This window comes from Photobacterium sanguinicancri (assembly GCF_024346675.1).
GTDB classification, from domain to species: domain Bacteria; phylum Pseudomonadota; class Gammaproteobacteria; order Enterobacterales; family Vibrionaceae; genus Photobacterium; species Photobacterium sanguinicancri.
Genome location: NZ_AP024851.1, coordinates 592,643 through 610,892 on the forward strand (window position 1 = coordinate 592,643; position 18,250 = coordinate 610,892).

The 18,250-nt window shown below is 42.6% G+C and carries 16 protein-coding genes; 6 read left to right on the forward strand and 10 right to left on the reverse strand.

Annotated features, from left to right (window positions below; all coding sequences use genetic code 11):
• Nucleotides 1-125 precede the first annotated feature (125 nt).
• Entirely contained in the window at nucleotides 126-1,037 is a 912-nt protein-coding gene (locus OCU87_RS19630) for a L,D-transpeptidase family protein (protein ID WP_261859385.1), read from the forward strand.
• Nucleotides 1,038-1,307: 270 nt separating this feature from the next.
• Here OCU87_RS19630 and OCU87_RS19635 read toward each other — a convergent pair whose 3' ends face one another.
• The 5 genes from OCU87_RS19635 to OCU87_RS19655 all read right to left on the reverse strand — a co-directional run bounded on the left by OCU87_RS19635 (nucleotide 1,308) and on the right by OCU87_RS19655 (nucleotide 4,418).
• Nucleotides 1,308-1,571, reverse strand: a complete 264-nt coding sequence (locus OCU87_RS19635) for an Lpp/OprI family alanine-zipper lipoprotein (RefSeq protein WP_048899034.1) — start codon at nucleotides 1,569-1,571, stop codon at nucleotides 1,308-1,310.
• 178 nt (nucleotides 1,572-1,749) lie between these two features.
• Entirely contained in the window at nucleotides 1,750-2,220 is a 471-nt protein-coding gene (locus tag OCU87_RS19640; protein WP_261859174.1) for a copper chaperone PCu(A)C, read from the reverse strand.
• A 21-nt stretch (nucleotides 2,221-2,241) separates the two neighbouring features.
• Entirely contained in the window at nucleotides 2,242-2,859 is a 618-nt protein-coding gene (locus OCU87_RS19645; RefSeq protein ID WP_261859175.1) for an SCO family protein, read from the reverse strand.
• Complete coding sequence (locus tag OCU87_RS19650) at nucleotides 2,856-3,116, reverse strand: hypothetical protein (RefSeq protein ID WP_261859176.1); 261 nt, start codon at nucleotides 3,114-3,116, stop codon at nucleotides 2,856-2,858. The genes OCU87_RS19645 and OCU87_RS19650 overlap by 4 nt, the downstream gene beginning before the upstream one ends.
• Before the next feature lie 387 nt (nucleotides 3,117-3,503).
• Complete coding sequence (locus tag OCU87_RS19655; RefSeq protein WP_062687937.1) at nucleotides 3,504-4,418, reverse strand: DUF368 domain-containing protein; 915 nt, start codon at nucleotides 4,416-4,418, stop codon at nucleotides 3,504-3,506.
• Between the two features lie 453 nt (nucleotides 4,419-4,871).
• Here OCU87_RS19655 and OCU87_RS19660 point away from each other — a divergent pair, with 453 nt between their 5' ends.
• The gene (locus OCU87_RS19660) at nucleotides 4,872-5,270 is read left to right on the forward strand and encodes a VOC family protein (RefSeq protein ID WP_062687938.1); all 399 of its coding nucleotides are present in this window, start codon (nucleotides 4,872-4,874) and stop codon (nucleotides 5,268-5,270) included.
• A 338-nt stretch (nucleotides 5,271-5,608) separates the two neighbouring features.
• On the forward strand, nucleotides 5,609-5,908 hold the full coding sequence (locus OCU87_RS19665; RefSeq protein ID WP_062687939.1) for a hypothetical protein: 300 nt from the start codon (nucleotides 5,609-5,611) through the stop codon (nucleotides 5,906-5,908).
• A 34-nt stretch (nucleotides 5,909-5,942) separates the two neighbouring features.
• On the opposite strand, the gene OCU87_RS19670 is transcribed toward OCU87_RS19665, so the two are convergent.
• The 3 genes from OCU87_RS19670 to pdsR form a co-directional block, all read right to left on the reverse strand.
• On the reverse strand, nucleotides 5,943-6,575 hold the full coding sequence (locus tag OCU87_RS19670; protein WP_261859177.1) for a hypothetical protein: 633 nt from the start codon (nucleotides 6,573-6,575) through the stop codon (nucleotides 5,943-5,945).
• 390 nt (nucleotides 6,576-6,965) lie between these two features.
• Nucleotides 6,966-9,146 (reverse strand): proteobacterial dedicated sortase system histidine kinase, encoded by a 2,181-nt coding sequence (gene pdsS, locus OCU87_RS19675; protein WP_261859178.1) that lies wholly within the window; start codon nucleotides 9,144-9,146, stop codon nucleotides 6,966-6,968.
• A gap of 34 nt (nucleotides 9,147-9,180) precedes the next feature.
• A complete protein-coding gene (gene pdsR, locus OCU87_RS19680) occupies nucleotides 9,181-9,870 on the reverse strand; it encodes a proteobacterial dedicated sortase system response regulator (protein ID WP_094956628.1) in 690 nt (229 codons plus the stop codon).
• A 271-nt stretch (nucleotides 9,871-10,141) separates the two neighbouring features.
• Here pdsR and pdsO point away from each other — a divergent pair, with 271 nt between their 5' ends.
• Together pdsO and OCU87_RS19690 are read left to right on the forward strand one after the other, a co-directional pair.
• Nucleotides 10,142-10,888: a sortase-associated OmpA-like protein PdsO gene (pdsO, locus tag OCU87_RS19685; protein ID WP_261859179.1), complete on the forward strand. Its 747-nt coding sequence runs from the start codon at nucleotides 10,142-10,144 to the stop codon at nucleotides 10,886-10,888.
• Between the two features lie 11 nt (nucleotides 10,889-10,899).
• Nucleotides 10,900-11,124 carry a hypothetical protein gene (locus OCU87_RS19690; RefSeq protein ID WP_261859180.1) on the forward strand — a complete coding sequence of 75 codons (225 nt, stop codon included), beginning with the start codon at nucleotides 10,900-10,902 and terminating at the stop codon, nucleotides 11,122-11,124.
• Here OCU87_RS19690 and OCU87_RS19695 read toward each other — a convergent pair whose 3' ends face one another.
• Together OCU87_RS19695 and OCU87_RS19700 are read right to left on the reverse strand one after the other, a co-directional pair.
• On the reverse strand, nucleotides 11,125-12,318 hold the full coding sequence (locus OCU87_RS19695) for a glycosyltransferase (RefSeq protein WP_261859386.1): 1,194 nt from the start codon (nucleotides 12,316-12,318) through the stop codon (nucleotides 11,125-11,127). It abuts the gene before it with no gap.
• A gap of 374 nt (nucleotides 12,319-12,692) precedes the next feature.
• Nucleotides 12,693-13,649: a chemotaxis protein CheV gene (locus tag OCU87_RS19700; protein WP_094956631.1), complete on the reverse strand. Its 957-nt coding sequence runs from the start codon at nucleotides 13,647-13,649 to the stop codon at nucleotides 12,693-12,695.
• A 428-nt stretch (nucleotides 13,650-14,077) separates the two neighbouring features.
• On the opposite strand from OCU87_RS19700, the gene fdhF reads away from it, so the two are divergent.
• Nucleotides 14,078-18,244 carry a formate dehydrogenase subunit alpha gene (fdhF, locus tag OCU87_RS19705; protein ID WP_261859181.1) on the forward strand — a complete coding sequence of 1,389 codons (4,167 nt, stop codon included), beginning with the start codon at nucleotides 14,078-14,080 and terminating at the stop codon, nucleotides 18,242-18,244.
• Nucleotides 18,245-18,250: the final 6 nt, after the last annotated feature.

Here is an 18,250-nt window from a genome sequence, read left to right on the forward strand (position 1 = left end):
ATAACAATGAATAAATCGTCTCGGTATTATTCCTGAGAGCAACTCAATTAACGAACAATAGAGAATTTGCCATACTTATAAGATCATAAGTTAGTTATGGTATTGATATGGCAGGAGGCGCGGCAGTGTATCGCTCATTACTTATATCGCTAACATGCTTAGCATCATCAATTGCCAATGCAATTGAGTACCCATTACCGGAAGATAGCAGTAATTTGATTGGTACGATGGAGTACTATCAAGTTGAGAAGGGCGATAGCCTTGCTGATATAGCCAATAGTTACAATGTGGGCTTTTTAGCATTGCTGGAAGCAAATAAAGGGGTCGATCCTTTTCTTCCGACTCCCGGGAAGTTACTTGCGATTCCAACGCAACTTATTTTACCTAAAGTTGATCGTGAAGGTGTGGTTATTAACCTTGCTGAACTGCGTCTGTATTACTTTCCTGAAGATCAGGACGTTGTTCATGTATTTCCAATTGGTATTGGCCGTGTTGGGCGAGAAACACCGTTAATGACCACCAAGATAAGTCAAAAAACCAAGAACCCGACATGGACACCTACCGCGAATATTCGTAAAGAGTATCGTGAGAAGCGTGATATAGAGTTACCATCGGTTGTTCCAGCAGGTCCTGAAAATCCATTAGGTGACTATGCAATGCGGTTAGCGCATGGCAGCGGTCAGTACTTGATCCATGGTACCAATAAAGATTTTGGTATAGGAATGCGTGTGAGTTCTGGATGTATTCGAATGAACCCTTGGGATATTGAATGGTTGTTCCCGCAAATCCCTAAAGGCACGAAAGTTCAGATTATCGATCAAGCGCTGAAGCAAACACAAGAGCCTGATGGCGCTTTATATGTTGAGGTGCATCAACCATTATCGAAAACGGAATCTCAGCTAGGACAAGATAAGAAGGTCAAAGCAGATGAAGACCTTCTTTTAACAATTGCGAATGATGATAGAGCGTATTCCCGCTTGAATGCAGCATTGAATTTACAAATGGGTATCCCTGTTGAAATCAAAGTACTGAATTAAAACACTCCAATTGAGTCACTAGGTAGCCTTACCTAGTGATTTACTCACGCCAACCTGCCTCGCGACACTTTTTACCTCTAGTTTTCTGATTCTGATACGTGATGAACTACAGCGTGACATCAAACTATTAAGTATTTCATGAGCTAATGTTAGATGTGCAGTGATAAAAAGAATTGATGTGAATTATTAGAAATTGATGAGGCGTAGAAACAGTGAAGGCGCAAACAAAAAGTGGCGCCATAAGGCACCACTTTTTCATTACGATATTGCTTATTTTGTGTACGAGCTAGCCATGTTATCAATACGTTGATTTGCACGCATTGCTTCTTGGTAGGCTGCATCAGACGATGCTTTCGCGTCGTTTACTGCACCAGCCATTTGATCTTGTTGGCTTTGTAGCGCGCCAACTTGGTCAGATAACATGTCAACTTTGTTAGTTAGTTGTTGCATTGCGTCTGGTTCATCAGAACTAGAACAACCCACAAGAGCTGCACTTAAGATGATACCAGCAAGGATAGGTAATGAACGATTCATTTTTTTACATTCTCCTAGTTTGCCACTACAAACCGAGTAACAAAATGTTTTAGTCGGCAAATTGATTATGGCATAACTTCCTAAAAATGCTCGTTAAAAAAACCAATTGTTTAAAAATAGCGCTCTCAGTCGCGAGAAATCTGTCTCCATCGCTGATGTTTACTTGGTTTTGGAATGCTTAATGGGTTTTTGTTTTTGGTGAATGATCATGCCCATTCTTCATGCCAGCGATGACTTTTTTCACTGGAACTGACAGGTTTTTGGTCTCACCGTTCGCAAATTTTAATGTTAGTTTAACGTTATCACCTTCATGAAGATCGCTTTTTAATCCCAACAGCATGATATGCATACCACCAGGTTTTAACTCTGCCATGCTATTTGCCGGGATGTCGATACTGTCTACTTTACGCATTTGCATCATGCCATCTGCCATAATGTGATTATGGAGTTCAACAACATCAGCAGCATCACTTTGTGCATCAATGACTTGGCGAGCTGAATCATCTTTATTCATTAAATGCATGAAGATAGCGCTGTTAACGGCATTGGGGGGCGTAGCGCGCGCGTAAGCATCGTGAACCATCACATCTGCTGAAGCGGCTGTTGATGCAAGCAAGAGTGTAGAGAGAGCAAGCGCTTTCAGTTTCATTATTATATTTCCTTATTTAAGCTAATTGGCTGCTAATTGTTGGGGCAGGTTGCGTGTAATAGCATCGACTAAAATGGCGCTATTTAACGTATGTGGCACTTTTTCGATGAGGGTGCCATTAGGTTGTAATAAGTAAAAATACGAGCTGTGATCAACCGAGTACTTCATCGCCGAATCTTTCATTTCTGTTCGCATGTAAAGTACACCGTATTTCTCTGCTAATGCTTTTATCTGTGCATCTGAACCCGAAACGCCCGTAATGGTTGCGTGAAAATATCCAGCGTACTCAGCACTTTTCTCCGGAGTATCGCGCTCGGGATCTAAGGTAATAAACACAGGCCATAGCTGGGTTAAATTATCTTGAGGCAGTGACTGTAAAGCCGCAGATAAAACCGCAAGTGAGGTCGGGCATACATCGGGACAATGCGTGTAACCGAAATAAACAATACGTAAGCGTTGATCGGTTGGTGAAAATAAATCGATGGTATCTTTGCCGCTGTGCAGTACCTTTAAATCGATATGCTCTGTTGGTGACTGCACAATAGATTCTGAAGGGCTACTTTCATTTTGATCCATGATGTAGCGTGTTAATAAACCAGCTCCAAGCGCTAACGCTAAAACAATCCATTGGAATTTCATAGGGTCATCCTTACTGAAATGGGCAGGGGCGAAGCATGTGATGTATCGTTAATTGGCGTTATAGTGCCAAGCCATGTCATGGCGTCGGAGGTGCATACAGGCAGCAATAAATCGCCCGAAAATGTATTATCCGCAGAGCGTTTAAGTAAGAGCTTGTATGTCCCCATCATCATTTCATGACCTTCAAGTGAAAGCATTAAGCTATCAACCTCTGTGGGTAGTGTATTCCACTCAACAGATAACGTATTACTTACCATTGGATTTACCTTGTCTTTCGCAAGTGACAAAGTTGCATCATCTATGGTGCATAGAGTGCTAGAAAGCGCACATTTGGGATCTATTGATCTTGAGTCTGATTGGCTTTTTATTAGTTCATAGCTGGCAATGCCAATGGTAAAGCAAATGAAAATTTTGGCTGCGGAAGTAAATGTTGATGATAATGATAAAGACATAAGCAAAAGCTGTTATATTGTAACGATTTTGTAAAGTTTAACATCTGACTTTATAATCAACAGTTTAAAAGTCGATTTATGTGAGCAAGCGAGATTCTTTTAAGAGAGGAAAGTTGTAGCGCACGTTTATTGCAGTAGTACGTAGCGTATCTGAGGAAGAATAAAGCGCCCATGAAAGGCGCTTTTATCGGATTATTTATCGCTAGCGAATTTCTCTAATCCCCAAACTAAACCAAATCCAAGAATCATCGCCATAACCGCATAGATAACAAGTGATGGCTGGCCAGTAACTTGTTCAAAGTTAAATGGTGACAGGTTTTGCTCTAATAAAGGTACTTGCTGACCGCTTGAGTTTGTACGCCATGTTAGGGTTTCTTTCCATGGCCAAATTTTACTCAGTGTACCAATCATCAAGCCAGTTAAAAAAGTCAGGGCAATATCACGATAGTTGCGTAAAACCCATGAAAGCACGTGGGAGAACGTTAATAGCCCAATAACACAACCAGATGCAAACAATGCGAGTGTTGCGATATCAAGGGATTTAGCCGCCGCTAAAATAGGTGTGTACATACCGAGTAGCAGTAAAATGAAGCTACCCGAAATACCAGGTAATATCATGGCACAGATCGCGATAGAGCCAGCCAGTAAAATATTTAGCGAGGTTGGTTCCATATGTAAGGGGTGTAATACCGTAATACCATACGCAAAAATAGCACCAGCAAATAAGGCCACGACGCGGCTTAACTTCCAGCTTTCAATTTGCTTTAGCATATGAATCACAGAAATAATGATCAAGCCAAAGAAGAATGACCACAGTGGAATAGGATGAGTGTGTAGCATCCACGTAATCACGCGAGCTAATGTGAAAATACTGGTAAGAATACCGCCGAACAACAAGATTAAGAAGATACCGTTAATATGCTCAAATGCGGCTTTGAAGCCGTTATCACGCCATATTTTCAGAAGGCTAGGGTTAATACGACGTATGCTTTCAAGCAATGTATCGTAAATGCCTGTAATAAACGCAATCGTACCACCAGAAACGCCAGGGACAACATCGGCTGCGCCCATAGCCATACCCTTTAAGAAGGTGAAGAGCTTACTCATTATGTCTTTTTTACCTTGTATCGATAGATGTTTTCCGCAGCATTATACCCTGAGCTTAATAAAAAGTGACGTTATTACTTGTTCATTCTTGCTAACTTTTTGATTTATTGGACTTAGGTGGCGGTTTTAAGGTGAATTAATCAATAGAGGAATGCCGGGGAATTTATTCAGTATAATTAATTTAATAATCATATGGTTAGCGATACTGTTATAAACAGTAGTTAAGAGGCGCGTTTGCTAAAATCATTGTGTTTGTTTCCAAAAATGTGCCGCAAGTAGCAAAGCTATGATTTAAAACAAGGTTTTTAGCAATAATGACTTGACGGTATAGGTCCCAATTGCCACAGTTGAATTATATACAGTGCAATGCTTATTGAGGCTGTAATATTTCCACTTTGGTCACTTCCCCAGTTTCACCAAAGCATAAAAACTAAAGTCAGAGGACGATGAGAAATGATACCTAGAGATGCAACATTACGTGTTGTTCGCCCAACCGATAATCTGAAGAAAATTGCGTTGATGTACAGCAAAGCCTTAGGTTTTGAAATGGTCAAACAGTTTGAAGATCATGATGGATTTGATGGCGTTGTGCTAGGTCACGCAAACCACCCTTATCACTTAGAGTTTACCCATCAACGTGGTGTAACGGTTGGCCGAGCGGCAACAACAGATAACCTTTTGGTTTTCTATGTTGCTTGTAGCCAAGATTGGGAGCGTGCATGTCGTGCTATGATCGATGCTGGCTTTAATGTTGTGGAATCAAATAACCCATATTGGAATGGCGTGGGTAAAACATTTGAAGATGTAGATGGTTACCGTGTAGTGCTGCAAAATTTAGATTGGTCATTATAGCGGTATAGTTTTTTTAAAAACTATTCTGCCTTGCCAATCTAATCAAAACTAAGCATTGATGTTACTCGTTAGAGTAAAGGTTAAATCTCTATTTTAAGTGCGTAGCCTTCCAGAATACATTGAATTCTCTCGCACTAAATTGAGTAGATAGATGGGTAGTTTATAAAGCAGCTAAGTTGGTAATAATTAGAGAGAGTACAATCCTATGATTGTGCTCTTTTTTTGTATCTGTTATGTGCTGGGTATTATTTTAACCATCGTCTCATCTTCTAGTCAGCTTTTCTCTCAGTTATTTGCTTAACTTTTAGCGAATGGGTTGCGGATATGAGGTGTGAGTCATGTGTAAAGGTGCTAACTCGATAATTAACATCATAAAAAGTGGCTTAGTAGGTTGTTTCGTTGTGTCTTTAACGGGAGCTGGTTTTTTTGTTAAGGCCGAATATTTATTATCAAAACAAGAATATATCCAGCTTTGTGTCGATACCTTTGGTGCAGATGCGATCACTCAATCTGTATGTGAGCAAGAGTACATAGCTCTAGTTGAGAAGGAGAAAGAGTTGCTAATTGAAGGGGAGGATGACGATATAGAACACGCATCTGCCGATAATATTCCACTGTATCAAGAAACTGAGAAATAGACAGTGGCACCATTACTCAATAGGTGGTACATGATTAGATGCTGCTATTTACTTCAATATATTGCTGAATGGGTTCTGAATGGATCAAGTTCGCAAAGACTGAACAAGGCTCAGATGGAAATTCTATTTTGTTTTGCTGATTACCGATAAGGGTAAGCAGCTTGTGTTCTGCTTGTTTCTTTGCATCTAATCGTTGTTGGGTATTAAAGTATACGAGCACTGGCGACATCAAATCTTGATCAACTTGCTGTAAGAGGTAATAGCAGTGGTTTATAGACATGCTATTAACTAACAAGGCGATGGCTTCTTTGTTTGTTGTGACTGTATTTGTATTCACGTTCAGTTGTAACAAACGTTGCCACACATAGGTAGAGAGTAACCCCATTACGACATATTCGGGCTTTTGGTAAGCATTGAGCAATGCCTTTTCGTAATCGTCACGTACGCTATTTTCGTTATTGTCAGTACCAAACAAATTGTCGTTATTGATTTCCACATACGCGGGGAGTTCTGTTGAACTAACCTGCCATTTAGCCAATAAATTTAATGCACTGTACTGATTAAAAGGTAAATCTATATGGTGCTCAGAATCGAGTGAACCAGCATGGCTCGATGCCGTGATCATCATTGTAAAAGCTAAGATAAGAGCAGGGGGGCGTCGCTTCACTGTTAATACTCTCTTTTGGTATAACTCGACAATCCAGTGTTAAAGATTGGTAATGGCCGCTTGAAAGTAAGCATTGTTCTTCATGCATTTTATTAATCAATGCTTGGAGTAAATGAGTGGGAGGCAACAAGGAAAATAACACTATTGTTTCAAGCCATTTCAGGCGTTTTTTGGATACAGTTACAATTAAAGAGTGATAGCCTTACAGTCGTTCAGGTCTTATCTAGCATCTCCGAAATATGATGAATTTATACTGTTTGGTAGTAAGGTATGAGGCGATTGACGTCACATCCATCAAACGCCTTTTTTGGAGAAACAATAATGCATGATTCTCATTTTGAACTCTTAATCGCCGTTGTTGCCATTGTGATGACAGTGTTGCTTTATCGTTTAGCTATTTTGTAGCGAATTGACCTTAGGCAGTTTAATCGTCACTTTTACACCCGTGTTATCTGTTTTATTTTGAATTTGAATATCACCATGGTGATAGTCAGTGATAAGCCGCGCGATATATAACCCTAAGCCTAAATGAGGTTTGTTTTTCTTCTCTTGCGCGCGAATTGAAACCATTGAATTCAACAATTGGTTTTCCATGTTTTCTGGCAGTAATGGGCCATGATTGCTCACGGTGAGTGATGCCGAAAGAGGCTCATTAACTAATGTCACACAGATGGCTTGATCATTCGGACTGAACTCTTCTGCATTGGCAATCAGCTTATCTAACAGTTGTGCTAAATAGTCGGGTGCACCTTCAAACATCAGAGGCTTATCTGGCACATTGATCGTGAATGCTTGATCAGGGTAAGCCATTTGATAGCCTTGTAAACATCCAGAAACCAGTTCATTCAAGGGAAAGACTTCTTTTTCTGCGCCTTGGATACTCTGTTCAATACGCGTCGCTTCCGTCATACTCGATAAAATAGTACTCAGCCGATGAATGCCATCTTCCGCACGCTCAATATAGCGCTGTGATTCTTTATCAGTATTGTGCATTGATAAGTTTTCTAGCGACGAACGTACCACTGCAACTGGTGTACGGAGTTCATGCGAAAGTCTTGATGATAAATGTTCAAGATAATGGTGATATTGGCCTAATCGACCCACCATTGCACTCAAGCTTCGAGACAAATCTCCAATCTCATCGCGATCGTCACTTGCTACCATATCTTGCTTAATACGACCTTGGCTATCAATGGCGATTTCAGCCTCATCACGTAATTGTCGAATACGCGATGATATATTGGAAGCAAACAGGAATAGGGTCAATGTACCTATTGCTATGATGGCAATGAAAACATTGAACAGCTTTTCTAACGCGCGGTTGCGTAACATTTGAATGCCAATCGTCGACTCTTCAGCAATTACGGCTCCCATTACGTTGTTACCTAGCCATATTGGGTAAGCAGCAGAAAGGATCAACGCTTTGCCATCAGAAGACATCCGCCATTGTGAATAACCGCGGCCTTGTAATGCTTGTGCGACAGGTACACCTTTCAACCAAGCTGCGTCTTGAGCATTGTCTGAAAAAGCTTCGGGCTCTGAAATAAAAAATTTGTAGTAAAACGGATGTATATAAGCTTCTTCAAATTGTGCCCACCATGATGTATCGCGGTCGTCATATTTGACTGACGTTGACCACACCCCGTTAGAGTCTTGTATGTCACCGCTCTGTGCCAATACACGTTGGTGGCGATCAATGACCATAATACGAGAGCTGGTGTGTCCCATTCCTTTTAGGATCTTATCTATTTCAGGAGAGGGAATTAACACTGTTCCTAAGCGGCTTGCTTGTGAAGTATTTGATGTACCTATGATGGCATCGATCATACGGTTGGATTGATTATTGACATCATAAAAAGTGAAGCCGAGTTTGCTGCCAAGATCTGACAGCGGCAACCTTAATTCAATGTTGTAACCCGTGTCAGTGGTACGCCAATATCCCTGTATATGGTTAGCTGGTGTTAAGTTATTGGGATCAGAGATATCCCTTTTTACTTCAAAGGCATTAACCCAGCCATCTTCATAGGCGGCAATCACATAGCGGTGAAACTCGTTAGTCGGTGAGGTAAATGCCACGATCAGGTGATCATTGCGATCGACGCGTAGGGAACTCTTGCGGCGCAAAACAGGAAACTGATCATTTACTTCAAACATGGCATACAAGTACCCTTGATACTTCCCTATGGTATGACGAAAGCTCAAACTATCGGAAGAGTATGGGCGGCGGCTAAATTGACTAAATTCGCGGCCATATTGGGTCATGTTTCCCTGATATGCAGACCAGTCAGAGAGGTTACCATCCAGCTTGATGGGGGACTGCAGGCTATAAGCGTAAAGGTCACGCCCTTTTTTAACGTTACTTAAAAAACTGGCTTGGTCGTTAAAAAGAGCTGGACGCTCATTCAATGCAGTGGCGACAGCGCGGGTGGTGCCAATCAAGGTTTGTTCTTGGCCTTGGCGTAGCAGCTTTTCCATTTCCCATACATACTTGTAGCCAAGCCATGGTAATGCCAATAGCAAACTGGAAATAAGAATAACCTTGGTACGAAGACCCACTGCAAATTTAAACATAATCTTTCCTACAACTACTTTCTTTTGTTCTTGCTTACTCGCCGCCCCAGCGATAACCCATACCATAAACGGTATCGATACGATCAAAGTCTGTATCGCTTTGTACAAATTTCTTTCTAATGCGTTTTACATGCGAAGTGATCGTACTGTCATCGACAACAACATGTGCTTCTGTCATTAAATCTTGGCGGCTCTTTACATGGCCAGGACGTTTTGCGAGAGCATACACCATCCAAAACTCAGTCACCGTTAGCTCAATTGCTTGTTGTTTCCAGCAGACTTGCATTCGATTCTTATCAATGGATAGGTGCCCGCGTTCCATTAAACTGTCTTGTTCGGTAGGCATTGCCATTAAGTCGCTACGACGAAATAGCGCAGCTATACGGGCAATCAAGTGTGGCAAGCTGGTGTCTTTTGTTAGGTAATCGTCAGCGCCCATTCTTAAGCCACACACAGTGTCAAAGTCACTATCGCGAGCGGTCAGAAAAATAATAGGTACGGTTGGTGACATTGCCCGTAATGATTGGCATAACGAAAATCCACCGTCTATTTCGTCTTGAAGGCCAATATCAATAATGGCCAAATCAGGGAGTTTTTGTTCGAAAGCACGCAGGGCATCAGGGCGGTTGTCATAGCCATGTACCATGTAGCCGTGTTTCTTTAATACATCTGTGTAGTTTTCTCTTATAGCTGCTTCGTCTTCAACAATCGCAATATTTTTCATTATCGTATCTGCTAGTAGTTCTTCAGTTTGTTTGTTCAACTGACTTTGTTGAAGTGACTATACAACAAAAAGTTAGGGAAGAAAGGGGGGAAATCAGATTGCCTTTTTTTTGCCACATTTGATCAGCACATTGCCTTTTTTGCTCCCTAATATTGCCAGATCTTCTTGGTTTAATTACCTCATCGAAACGACGATGACCAAAACCTAGTGCAGACAATGAATCGTGCTAGCCATCGTCAACCTTAATAAAGAAAGAATGAGGAACATCATTATGAAAAAGCAGCTTATCTCAACACTTATTGCAGCAACATTCGTAGCATCAATGATTTCACCAGCCGCTCTTGCAAGTAACGTTGAACAAGAAGGTACGCAAGATGAATACAAAGTGGGCCAGCAAGAACAATTGATTGGGGCGGGATCAGGTGCCGCAGTTGGTGTATTGGTCGGTGGCCCTGCAGGTGCTGTTATTGGTGCTATTTTCGGTGGCATCATTGGTACGACTGTTGGTCAGGAAGATTATATTAAAGCGCAAGGCGCAGAGGTGAATGAATTAACCGCTCGTAATACTGAACTAGAAAAAGTTAGTCAACGTTACAACCAAGCCCAAATAGAAATGGCACGTTTGCAGCAAGCTAATGATAATCAACGCCAGCTTGATTTGGCATTAGAAATGAACGTGCACTTCCGTACTGGCTCCGCTGATATTGAGCCACAATTTCAACGCCAACTAGACGACATTGCTGAATTGATGAAACAAGCCCCTGATGTTAACTGGCAATTGGCTGGTTATGCAGATCGCCGTGGTGATACCCAGAAAAACTTGGATCTTTCCATGCGCCGTGTAGACGCTGTGCGTGATTACTTAACAATGCGCGGTGTTGATAGCGAGCAGTTTGAAATCGATGCAATGGGTGACCAGTTCCCAGAAAAAGCAGAACAAAACTTTGAAGGTGACTTTTTTGATCGCCGTGTCACTTTGCGTAGTCAGCAAGACGATACCCGCACTGTTCAATTTTAACGGGAGTGACTATGTCAATGAACCAACATACCGAGGAGGCACCATTATGGGTGCTTCCACTCGCGATTTTAGTGATATTAGCCTTGCAGTTAGCCACTAATTTTGATGATGCTCAGCACCAGAAAATCAACACATTACATGGGGAAACGCTGCAACTTTGGCAAGCATCGGAAGGCGTAAATATTAGCGATTTACGCAGCAAAGAAATACCTAGAAACCATACCGTTATGAGTTAATTATTCAGGGGTATAGTGCGGTGTTGAGAGTAATGGTTGAGATGACGGTGGTGGTAAAGTTTCAATCCACCGACACAGGGTTAATGCTTGCTTATGCGCATCGAAGTTTTCCAGTACAGCCGTACGGGCATTCAACCCCATGGTAAGTCGTTCGCTAGGTGATAACGAAACAAAGTCAGAAATAGCGTGAGTAAGTTGTTCAACATTGTTTTGTTCAACAATATAGCCAGTACCTGCAGATACAATTTCTTGGCAGCCAGGAAGGTCAGTGGTAATAACGGGAACACTTACAGACATGGCTTCTTTTAATACGAGTGGGCCAGTATCAACACTGCCAGATTTAGCGACACAGAACGGGGCAATTAAGCAGTCATAGTAGGGGAGGTTTTGCGTAATCCAATGGTGTGGCTTAGCACCAAGAAAGTTTATATGAGCGGAAAGTCCAAGCGATTGAACTTGCTCGTGTAGTGATTCTGCCAGTTCACCGTCGCCGATAATATCCAATGAAAAATGGTAGTTATTAATTAATGGTTGAAGGCTAGAAATAAGGTAGGTGAGTCCTTTTGATTCTATTAGCCTTCCAATAAATACGAATCTAAAGGAAGGTGATGCTGGGCGAAGTTGAGGTGTGAATAAAGATGTTTTCACTCCACAATGCAGCACCTTAATATTTCCGTGATGATATTGGTTAAATTTATCAGCCATAAACTGGCATACAGCAATAACAAGATCTGCATGCTTTATTTTGGTCGTAATATCAAAAGGTGTTTCATTCACATCATGTCCGTGACCGACAAAAGACACTGTGATACCTGCTAGTTTAGCGGCAGCAATCGCATGCGCCGCTGTATGTTGGCAGAAGTGTGCATGAATATGGTGGATATTGTGTTCAACGAGTTGGGCTGCAAGTTTCAAACTATAGAAAAATAACGAACGCTTTGGTAGTGACTGTTGTTCATTAATAAATTGCCTGCAATTCTTTATGCGCTTCGGTGTCAATGATTTAAGGAAAGGCAAGTGAAAGTGATCACCAATGGTATGGACTGGATATCGTGTCTTCGTTTTTTCTTTATTTTTTTTGAAAGTAAAAACCATGACTTGATAGCCACTTTCTTGTATCGATTCAACTTCAGTACGTATGAAAGTTTCGCTTAATACCGGAAAGGTAGGGGCAACAATAGCAATGTTTTTCATCATAGCTCTCACTCGTAAACGCTTTGTTATATAAGAGCAATATTTATGCCGCGTGAAAATACAGTGAAAACGGGTGAGATGTTGCAGATTGCAATGCAGCCAGCAAAAAGCCTTAGATAAAACGGTATTTAATGCAGGTTAAATAATGAGTAACTATTGGGAAGGGAAATGGAAATGGATTATCTAATCACAATAATAGAAGATCGGAGCTTTATTATGATACTAACAAAACTCACGGTGCTGCATCTAAGTTTGGTGTATTGTTAATTTAAAGAATAGGAGAAGCTTTGTTGACTTTATTGTTTGGCGTCAGCCAGTAAAAACTCGCACAAGGCGAGTTTTTATCGGTGATGCATATTCTTCATTTTTGCTGATTAATCAACAAACTCAAAGCCAAGCACTTCACGTAAACGATCTTGTACCACTTCAACTAAGCGATCCGGCTGGAATTTTGAAATAAAGCGGTTACAGCCCACTTTTTTCACCATAGCTTCGTTAAAACTACCACTGAGTGATGTGTTCAGTGCAATGAACAAATCGTTCATACGAGGATCGTTTCGTACTTCATGAGTTAGTTTGTAGCCATCCATTTCTGGCATTTCGGCATCAGTAAACATCATCAGAATTTCATCATGGATATTTTTGCCTTCATCACACCATTGTTTAAGCATGGTTAAAGCTTTCAAGCCATCACTTTTCTCAATAACTTCTAACCCGAATTGGGCTAGCGTATCTCGAATTTGCGCACGAGCAGTGGATGAATCATCTACGATTAAGATCTTACGGCCAGGCATTTGCTCTACCAATTTCTGGTCAAGCACGTCTGCTGATACTTGTACGTCGTAGTCAATAATTTGTGCTAGTACTTTTTCAACATCAATAATGCTAACAAGACGGACCATGCCTTCACGTTCGATCTTGGTGATCGCCGTTAGGAAGTTTTCTTTCCCGACTTGAGATGGTGGTGGCTGAATGTCTTTCCATGTCATATTCACAATGTTCATGACTTGGCCAACTAAGAAGCCTTGGATAGTACGGTTGTACTCTGTAATGATCAGGTTACAGTCTTCGTTTCGCTCAATGGCACGCATGCCAACAGAATAACGAAGGTCGATAACAGGGATCGACAGGCCACGAATATTGGCAACGCCACAAATATTAGGGTGCGAGCCCGGTAATATATGCAAATGAGGCAGCTTGACCACTTCTTTTACTTTGAAAACGTTTATCGCGAATAGTTGTGATGTATTGAGTTGGAAAATAAGCAGCTCCAGTCGGTTTTCACCAACTAACTGGGTGCGTAAATCAACTGAGTCTAAAAGGTTGCTCATAGTCTTCACTAAAAATCTTCACAGAAATTGTTATGTTTATCATTAAATTATAAAGGTCACGATCTGCTAAGTCACGCCCTATCTCTATTTATAGTTAGCGACCTGCCATTGTATTTCTTTAATTATTAATTAGATAACTAGATTTGATAACTACTATAAATGATTGATTGGTAGTAGATAAGCGCTTCGAGTTCATTTTTTGCGCGAATAAACGGCCTTCGTGTCCGAAATCAAAGAATTTTATTCTGCTGCGATCTATGGTGATCGGATAAATAAAATTGGTGATATATCCATCATCCTTAGTATGCCGTGTATCTTAACCTACAGCTCAATATTGAACAGAAGCTAGTAAAAAGTAGGACTGCACCCTAAGCAGTAAAGATCCTCTTTAGAGAAGGCATGCCAAGTATTATAAATAGAGGCAAGCAATGATTAATGTCACGATTGACGGGCAGGAATATGCACTAGATGCGGACCTGTCACTGCTTGATGCTGTCAGCCAGCATCAGATTGAAATTCCGTCACTGTGCGGATTGAACCAGAAAGGTGAGAAAATCCCTTGTGGTCTTTGTGTTGTAGACGTTGAAGGGCAAGGTATCCAGCGTGCTTGTGAAATCAAGCCTCAAGCTGGCATGGCGGTGATCACCACGTCTGAAGAGATCGTTTCGACGCGTCAAAAAGCACTAAATCGAATTATGTCTGATCACTACGCAGACTGCGAAGCACCTTGCCAAACGGCATGCCCTGCAGGTGTGGATATTCAATCCTACCTTTATCATATTTCTCAAAACGATCATCAAAAAGCGGTAGAAGTGATTAAACGCACGCTACCAATGCCTTTATCAATTGGTCGTGTTTGTCCTGCTTTTTGTGAAACGGAATGTCGCCGTAGTATCGTCGATGAGCCTTTGGCTATCCGTCAGTTAAAGCGTCATGCCGCTGATATCGATTTAGCTGCTCAAGAAAGTTATGTACCAGAACAAAAGCCCGCGAAAGGCAAATCCATTGCTGTCGTGGGAAGTGGCCCCGGCGGTTTAACCTGTGGTTATTACTTAACTAACGAAGGTTACAACGTCACTGTATTTGAATCTATGCCACATGCTGGCGGTTGGTTACGCTACGGTATTCCTGAATACCGTTTGCCAAAAGCAATTTTAGATCAAGAAATCGCCTTGATGTGTCGTAACGGCATGCAAATCGAAACCAGTAAGAAACTGGGTGATGATTTTACGTTATCGCAACTTAGTGATGACTTTGATGCCGTCTGCCTTGCGGTTGGTGCATCAAAAGCAGTTGAAATGCACTATCAAGGTAGTGGGTTTGATGGCTGCTATTTAGGCGTTGATTACCTAAAAGATTATGTGACAGACAAGCAATACACCACAGGCAAAAAAGTGGCTGTCATTGGTGGTGGTAACACCGCGATTGACTGTGCGCGAACGGCGGTGCGAGCTGGTGCGGATACCACGTTAATATACCGTCGTACCCGCGATGAGATGCCAGCGGAAGATTACGAAATTGTGGAAGCCGAACACGAAGGTGTGAAATTCCACTTTTTAACCAATCCAGTTGAAAACATTGCCGATGAAAATGGTCGTGTTTGTAACGTGAAATTGGAAAAAATGGCGTTGGGTGAACCTGATGCCTCTGGCCGTCGTCGCCCTGAAGCAACAGGGGAATACTTCACTGAAGCTTTTGATACTGTTATTGCGGCGGTATCGCAAAAGCCTGATTTGTCTTTTATGGATAATGAAAAGCTCGACTTGCCACTAACACGTTGGAACACGCAAGATGCGAACCCAGATACCATGCACTCAGGTACGGGCAATGTGTTCAGTATTGGTGATTTCCGCCGTGGTCCTGCCACAGCTATCGAAGCGGTAGCGGATGGGCGAGTGGCGGCTGAGGCAATTGATCGTTTCTTCAACGGTTCGATGGAACACATTCCTGTTAAGCCGTTTAATTCGCAAAAAGCGCCAAAACTCAAGCAAGTGGATACCAAGCAGTTCGAAAGCCTGAAAAAGGTGATGCGTTCTGTTATGCCTGAACTGACAAGCCAAGAGCGTGAGTCGAGCTTTGCCGAAGTTGAAACGGGCTTTAGTAATGAAGACGCTATTCGTGAAGCAGAGCGCTGCCTAGAGTGTGGTTGCCAAGCCAATACAGATTGTAAGCTGCGTGATTTTGCAACCGAATATAAAGTGGAAGAAACCGAGATTGACTTAGGCAGTTGCCAAAAATTCGCGGTCGATAATACGTCTGAATTTATTGTGTTCGATGCTAACCGTTGTATCAGTTGTGGTCAGTGTGTTGATACCTGTAGTAACCAAGCGGTTCATGGCGTATTGAGCTTTTTGAAAAACGAAGATGGCACCAGTGCTAACCGTCCTGAATGTCGTCCGGGTTTTGACTTGGCTGATGACAAGCGCCAAGGTATGGGTGATTCAAATTGTGTTCAATGTGGCGCTTGTGTGCAGGTTTGTCCAACAGGTGCATTGACCGATGCGCGTGATAAGTCTCAAGGCCGTATCGAAATGCTCAAGCCAGTCGATACCATTTGTACCTACTGCGGTGTGGGCTGTAAGTTGACCATGCTGGTGGATGAATCTCGTAACCAAATCCGTTATGTCCAGGGCGCTAAAGATTCACCAGTTAACCAAGGTATGCTGTGTGTGAAAGGGCGCTTTGGTTTTGATTTTGTCGGCAGTGATGAGCGACTAACTACGCCATTGATCCGCCGTGATGGAGAGTTGCAACCAGCGACGTGGGAAGAGGCGATCACGCTTGTTGCCGATAAGCTTTCTTCTATCAAGACGCAGCACGGTAGTAATGCTCTCGCGGGCTTCTCGTCGGCGAAAACGACCAACGAAGATAACTATGCCTTCCAGAAACTCTTCCGTCGTGAACTGTTAACCAACAACATCGATCACTGTGCGCGTTTATGTCATGCATCAACCGTGACGGGGCTTGAAGCCTCTATCGGTAGTGGCGCGATGACCAATGATATTCCATCGATCAAACATTCTGATCTGGTGTTTATTATTGGCTCTGACACGACAGCTGCTCACCCGATCATTGGCTCGCACATTAAGCAGGCGTTGAAGCAGGGTAGTGCACGCTTGATCGTGGCTGATCCGAAGAAAATCGACATTGCTGAACACGCAGAGCTGTATGTCGCGCAACGTCCTGGCACCGATGTCATGCTACTTAACGGCATCATGCAGCAAATCATCGAAAATAACTGGCATGACAGTGCTTATATTGCTGATCGCACCGAAGGTTTCGAGGCGTTAAAAGCAGAAGTAATGCAAGAGTCATACTCGCCAGAAAAAGTCGAACTCATCACGGGCATTAAAGCCGCTGATGTGAAAGCAATGGCCAAGATGATAGGTACCGCGGAACGCACTGCTGTTTATTACTCTATGGGTATTACTCAGCACACGACAGGTCACGACAACGTACGTTCGATTGCTAACTTACAAATGCTGTGTGGCAACATAGGCATTGAAGGCGGTGGTATTAATCCACTGCGTGGTCAGTCTAATGTGCAGGGTGCGTGTGACATGGGCGCGTTGCCAAACAACTTCCCGGGTTATCAGAAAGTCCATAATCCAGAGGTTCACGCAAAGTTTGCTGAAGCATGGCAGCAGCCAGCATTACCAAGCGAAGCGGGACTCACACTAACGGAAATCATTGATGCTGCTTGTCACAGTAAAGTGAAAGGCTTATTCGTGATGGGTGAGAACCCAGTGTTAAGTGATCCGAACCAAGCACACGTGATTGAAGCATTAGAGGCGTTAGACTTCTTGGTTGTACAAGATATCTTCTTAACAGAAACGGCGCAGTACGCCGATGTTGTTTTACCTTCTTGCTCATTTGCAGAAAAAGACGGCCACTTCACGAATACTGAACGTCGTGTGCAACGTATTTCTAAAGCGGTTAACCCACCGGGTGCAGCGAAAGAAGATTGGCGTATTATTCAAGACGTGGCTCAGGCGATGGGCGCGGATTGGCAGTATGCGTCTGTGAAAGATATTACCGAAGAGATCACCCAAGTGACGCCGCAATACGCAGGTATTCATTGGGATCGCGTGGGTAAAGATGGTTTGCAGTGGCCGTGTCGTGATGAGCATCATCAAGGTACGCGCATCATGCATACTGACACCTTTACGCGCGGTAAAGGCCAGATGGCTGCTGTTCCGTTCCGCTATGCCGCTGAATTGCCAGATGATGAATTCCCATTAGTATTAACGACAGGGCGTTTATTAGAGCAGTTCCATACAGGCACAATGACACGTAAAACCAAGGGGTTAGATAACCTTGCGGGCCCTCGTGTGATGATGTCGGTTACTGATGCTGAGCGGTTAGGTATTCGTAATAGCGAAGTAGTGCGTTTATCAACACGTCGTGGCTTTATTGAAGCACCTGCGTTTGTGACAAAGCGTATGCAAGTCGGGGTAGTCTTTGTGCCTTTCCACTTTGCAGAATCACCGGCGAACCGTTTGACAACAACAGCAACGGATCCTCATGCCAAAATCCCTGAGTTTAAGGTGGCGGCAGTGAAGTTGGAAAAAATACTTGATGAAGCTTTAGCTTAACGATTC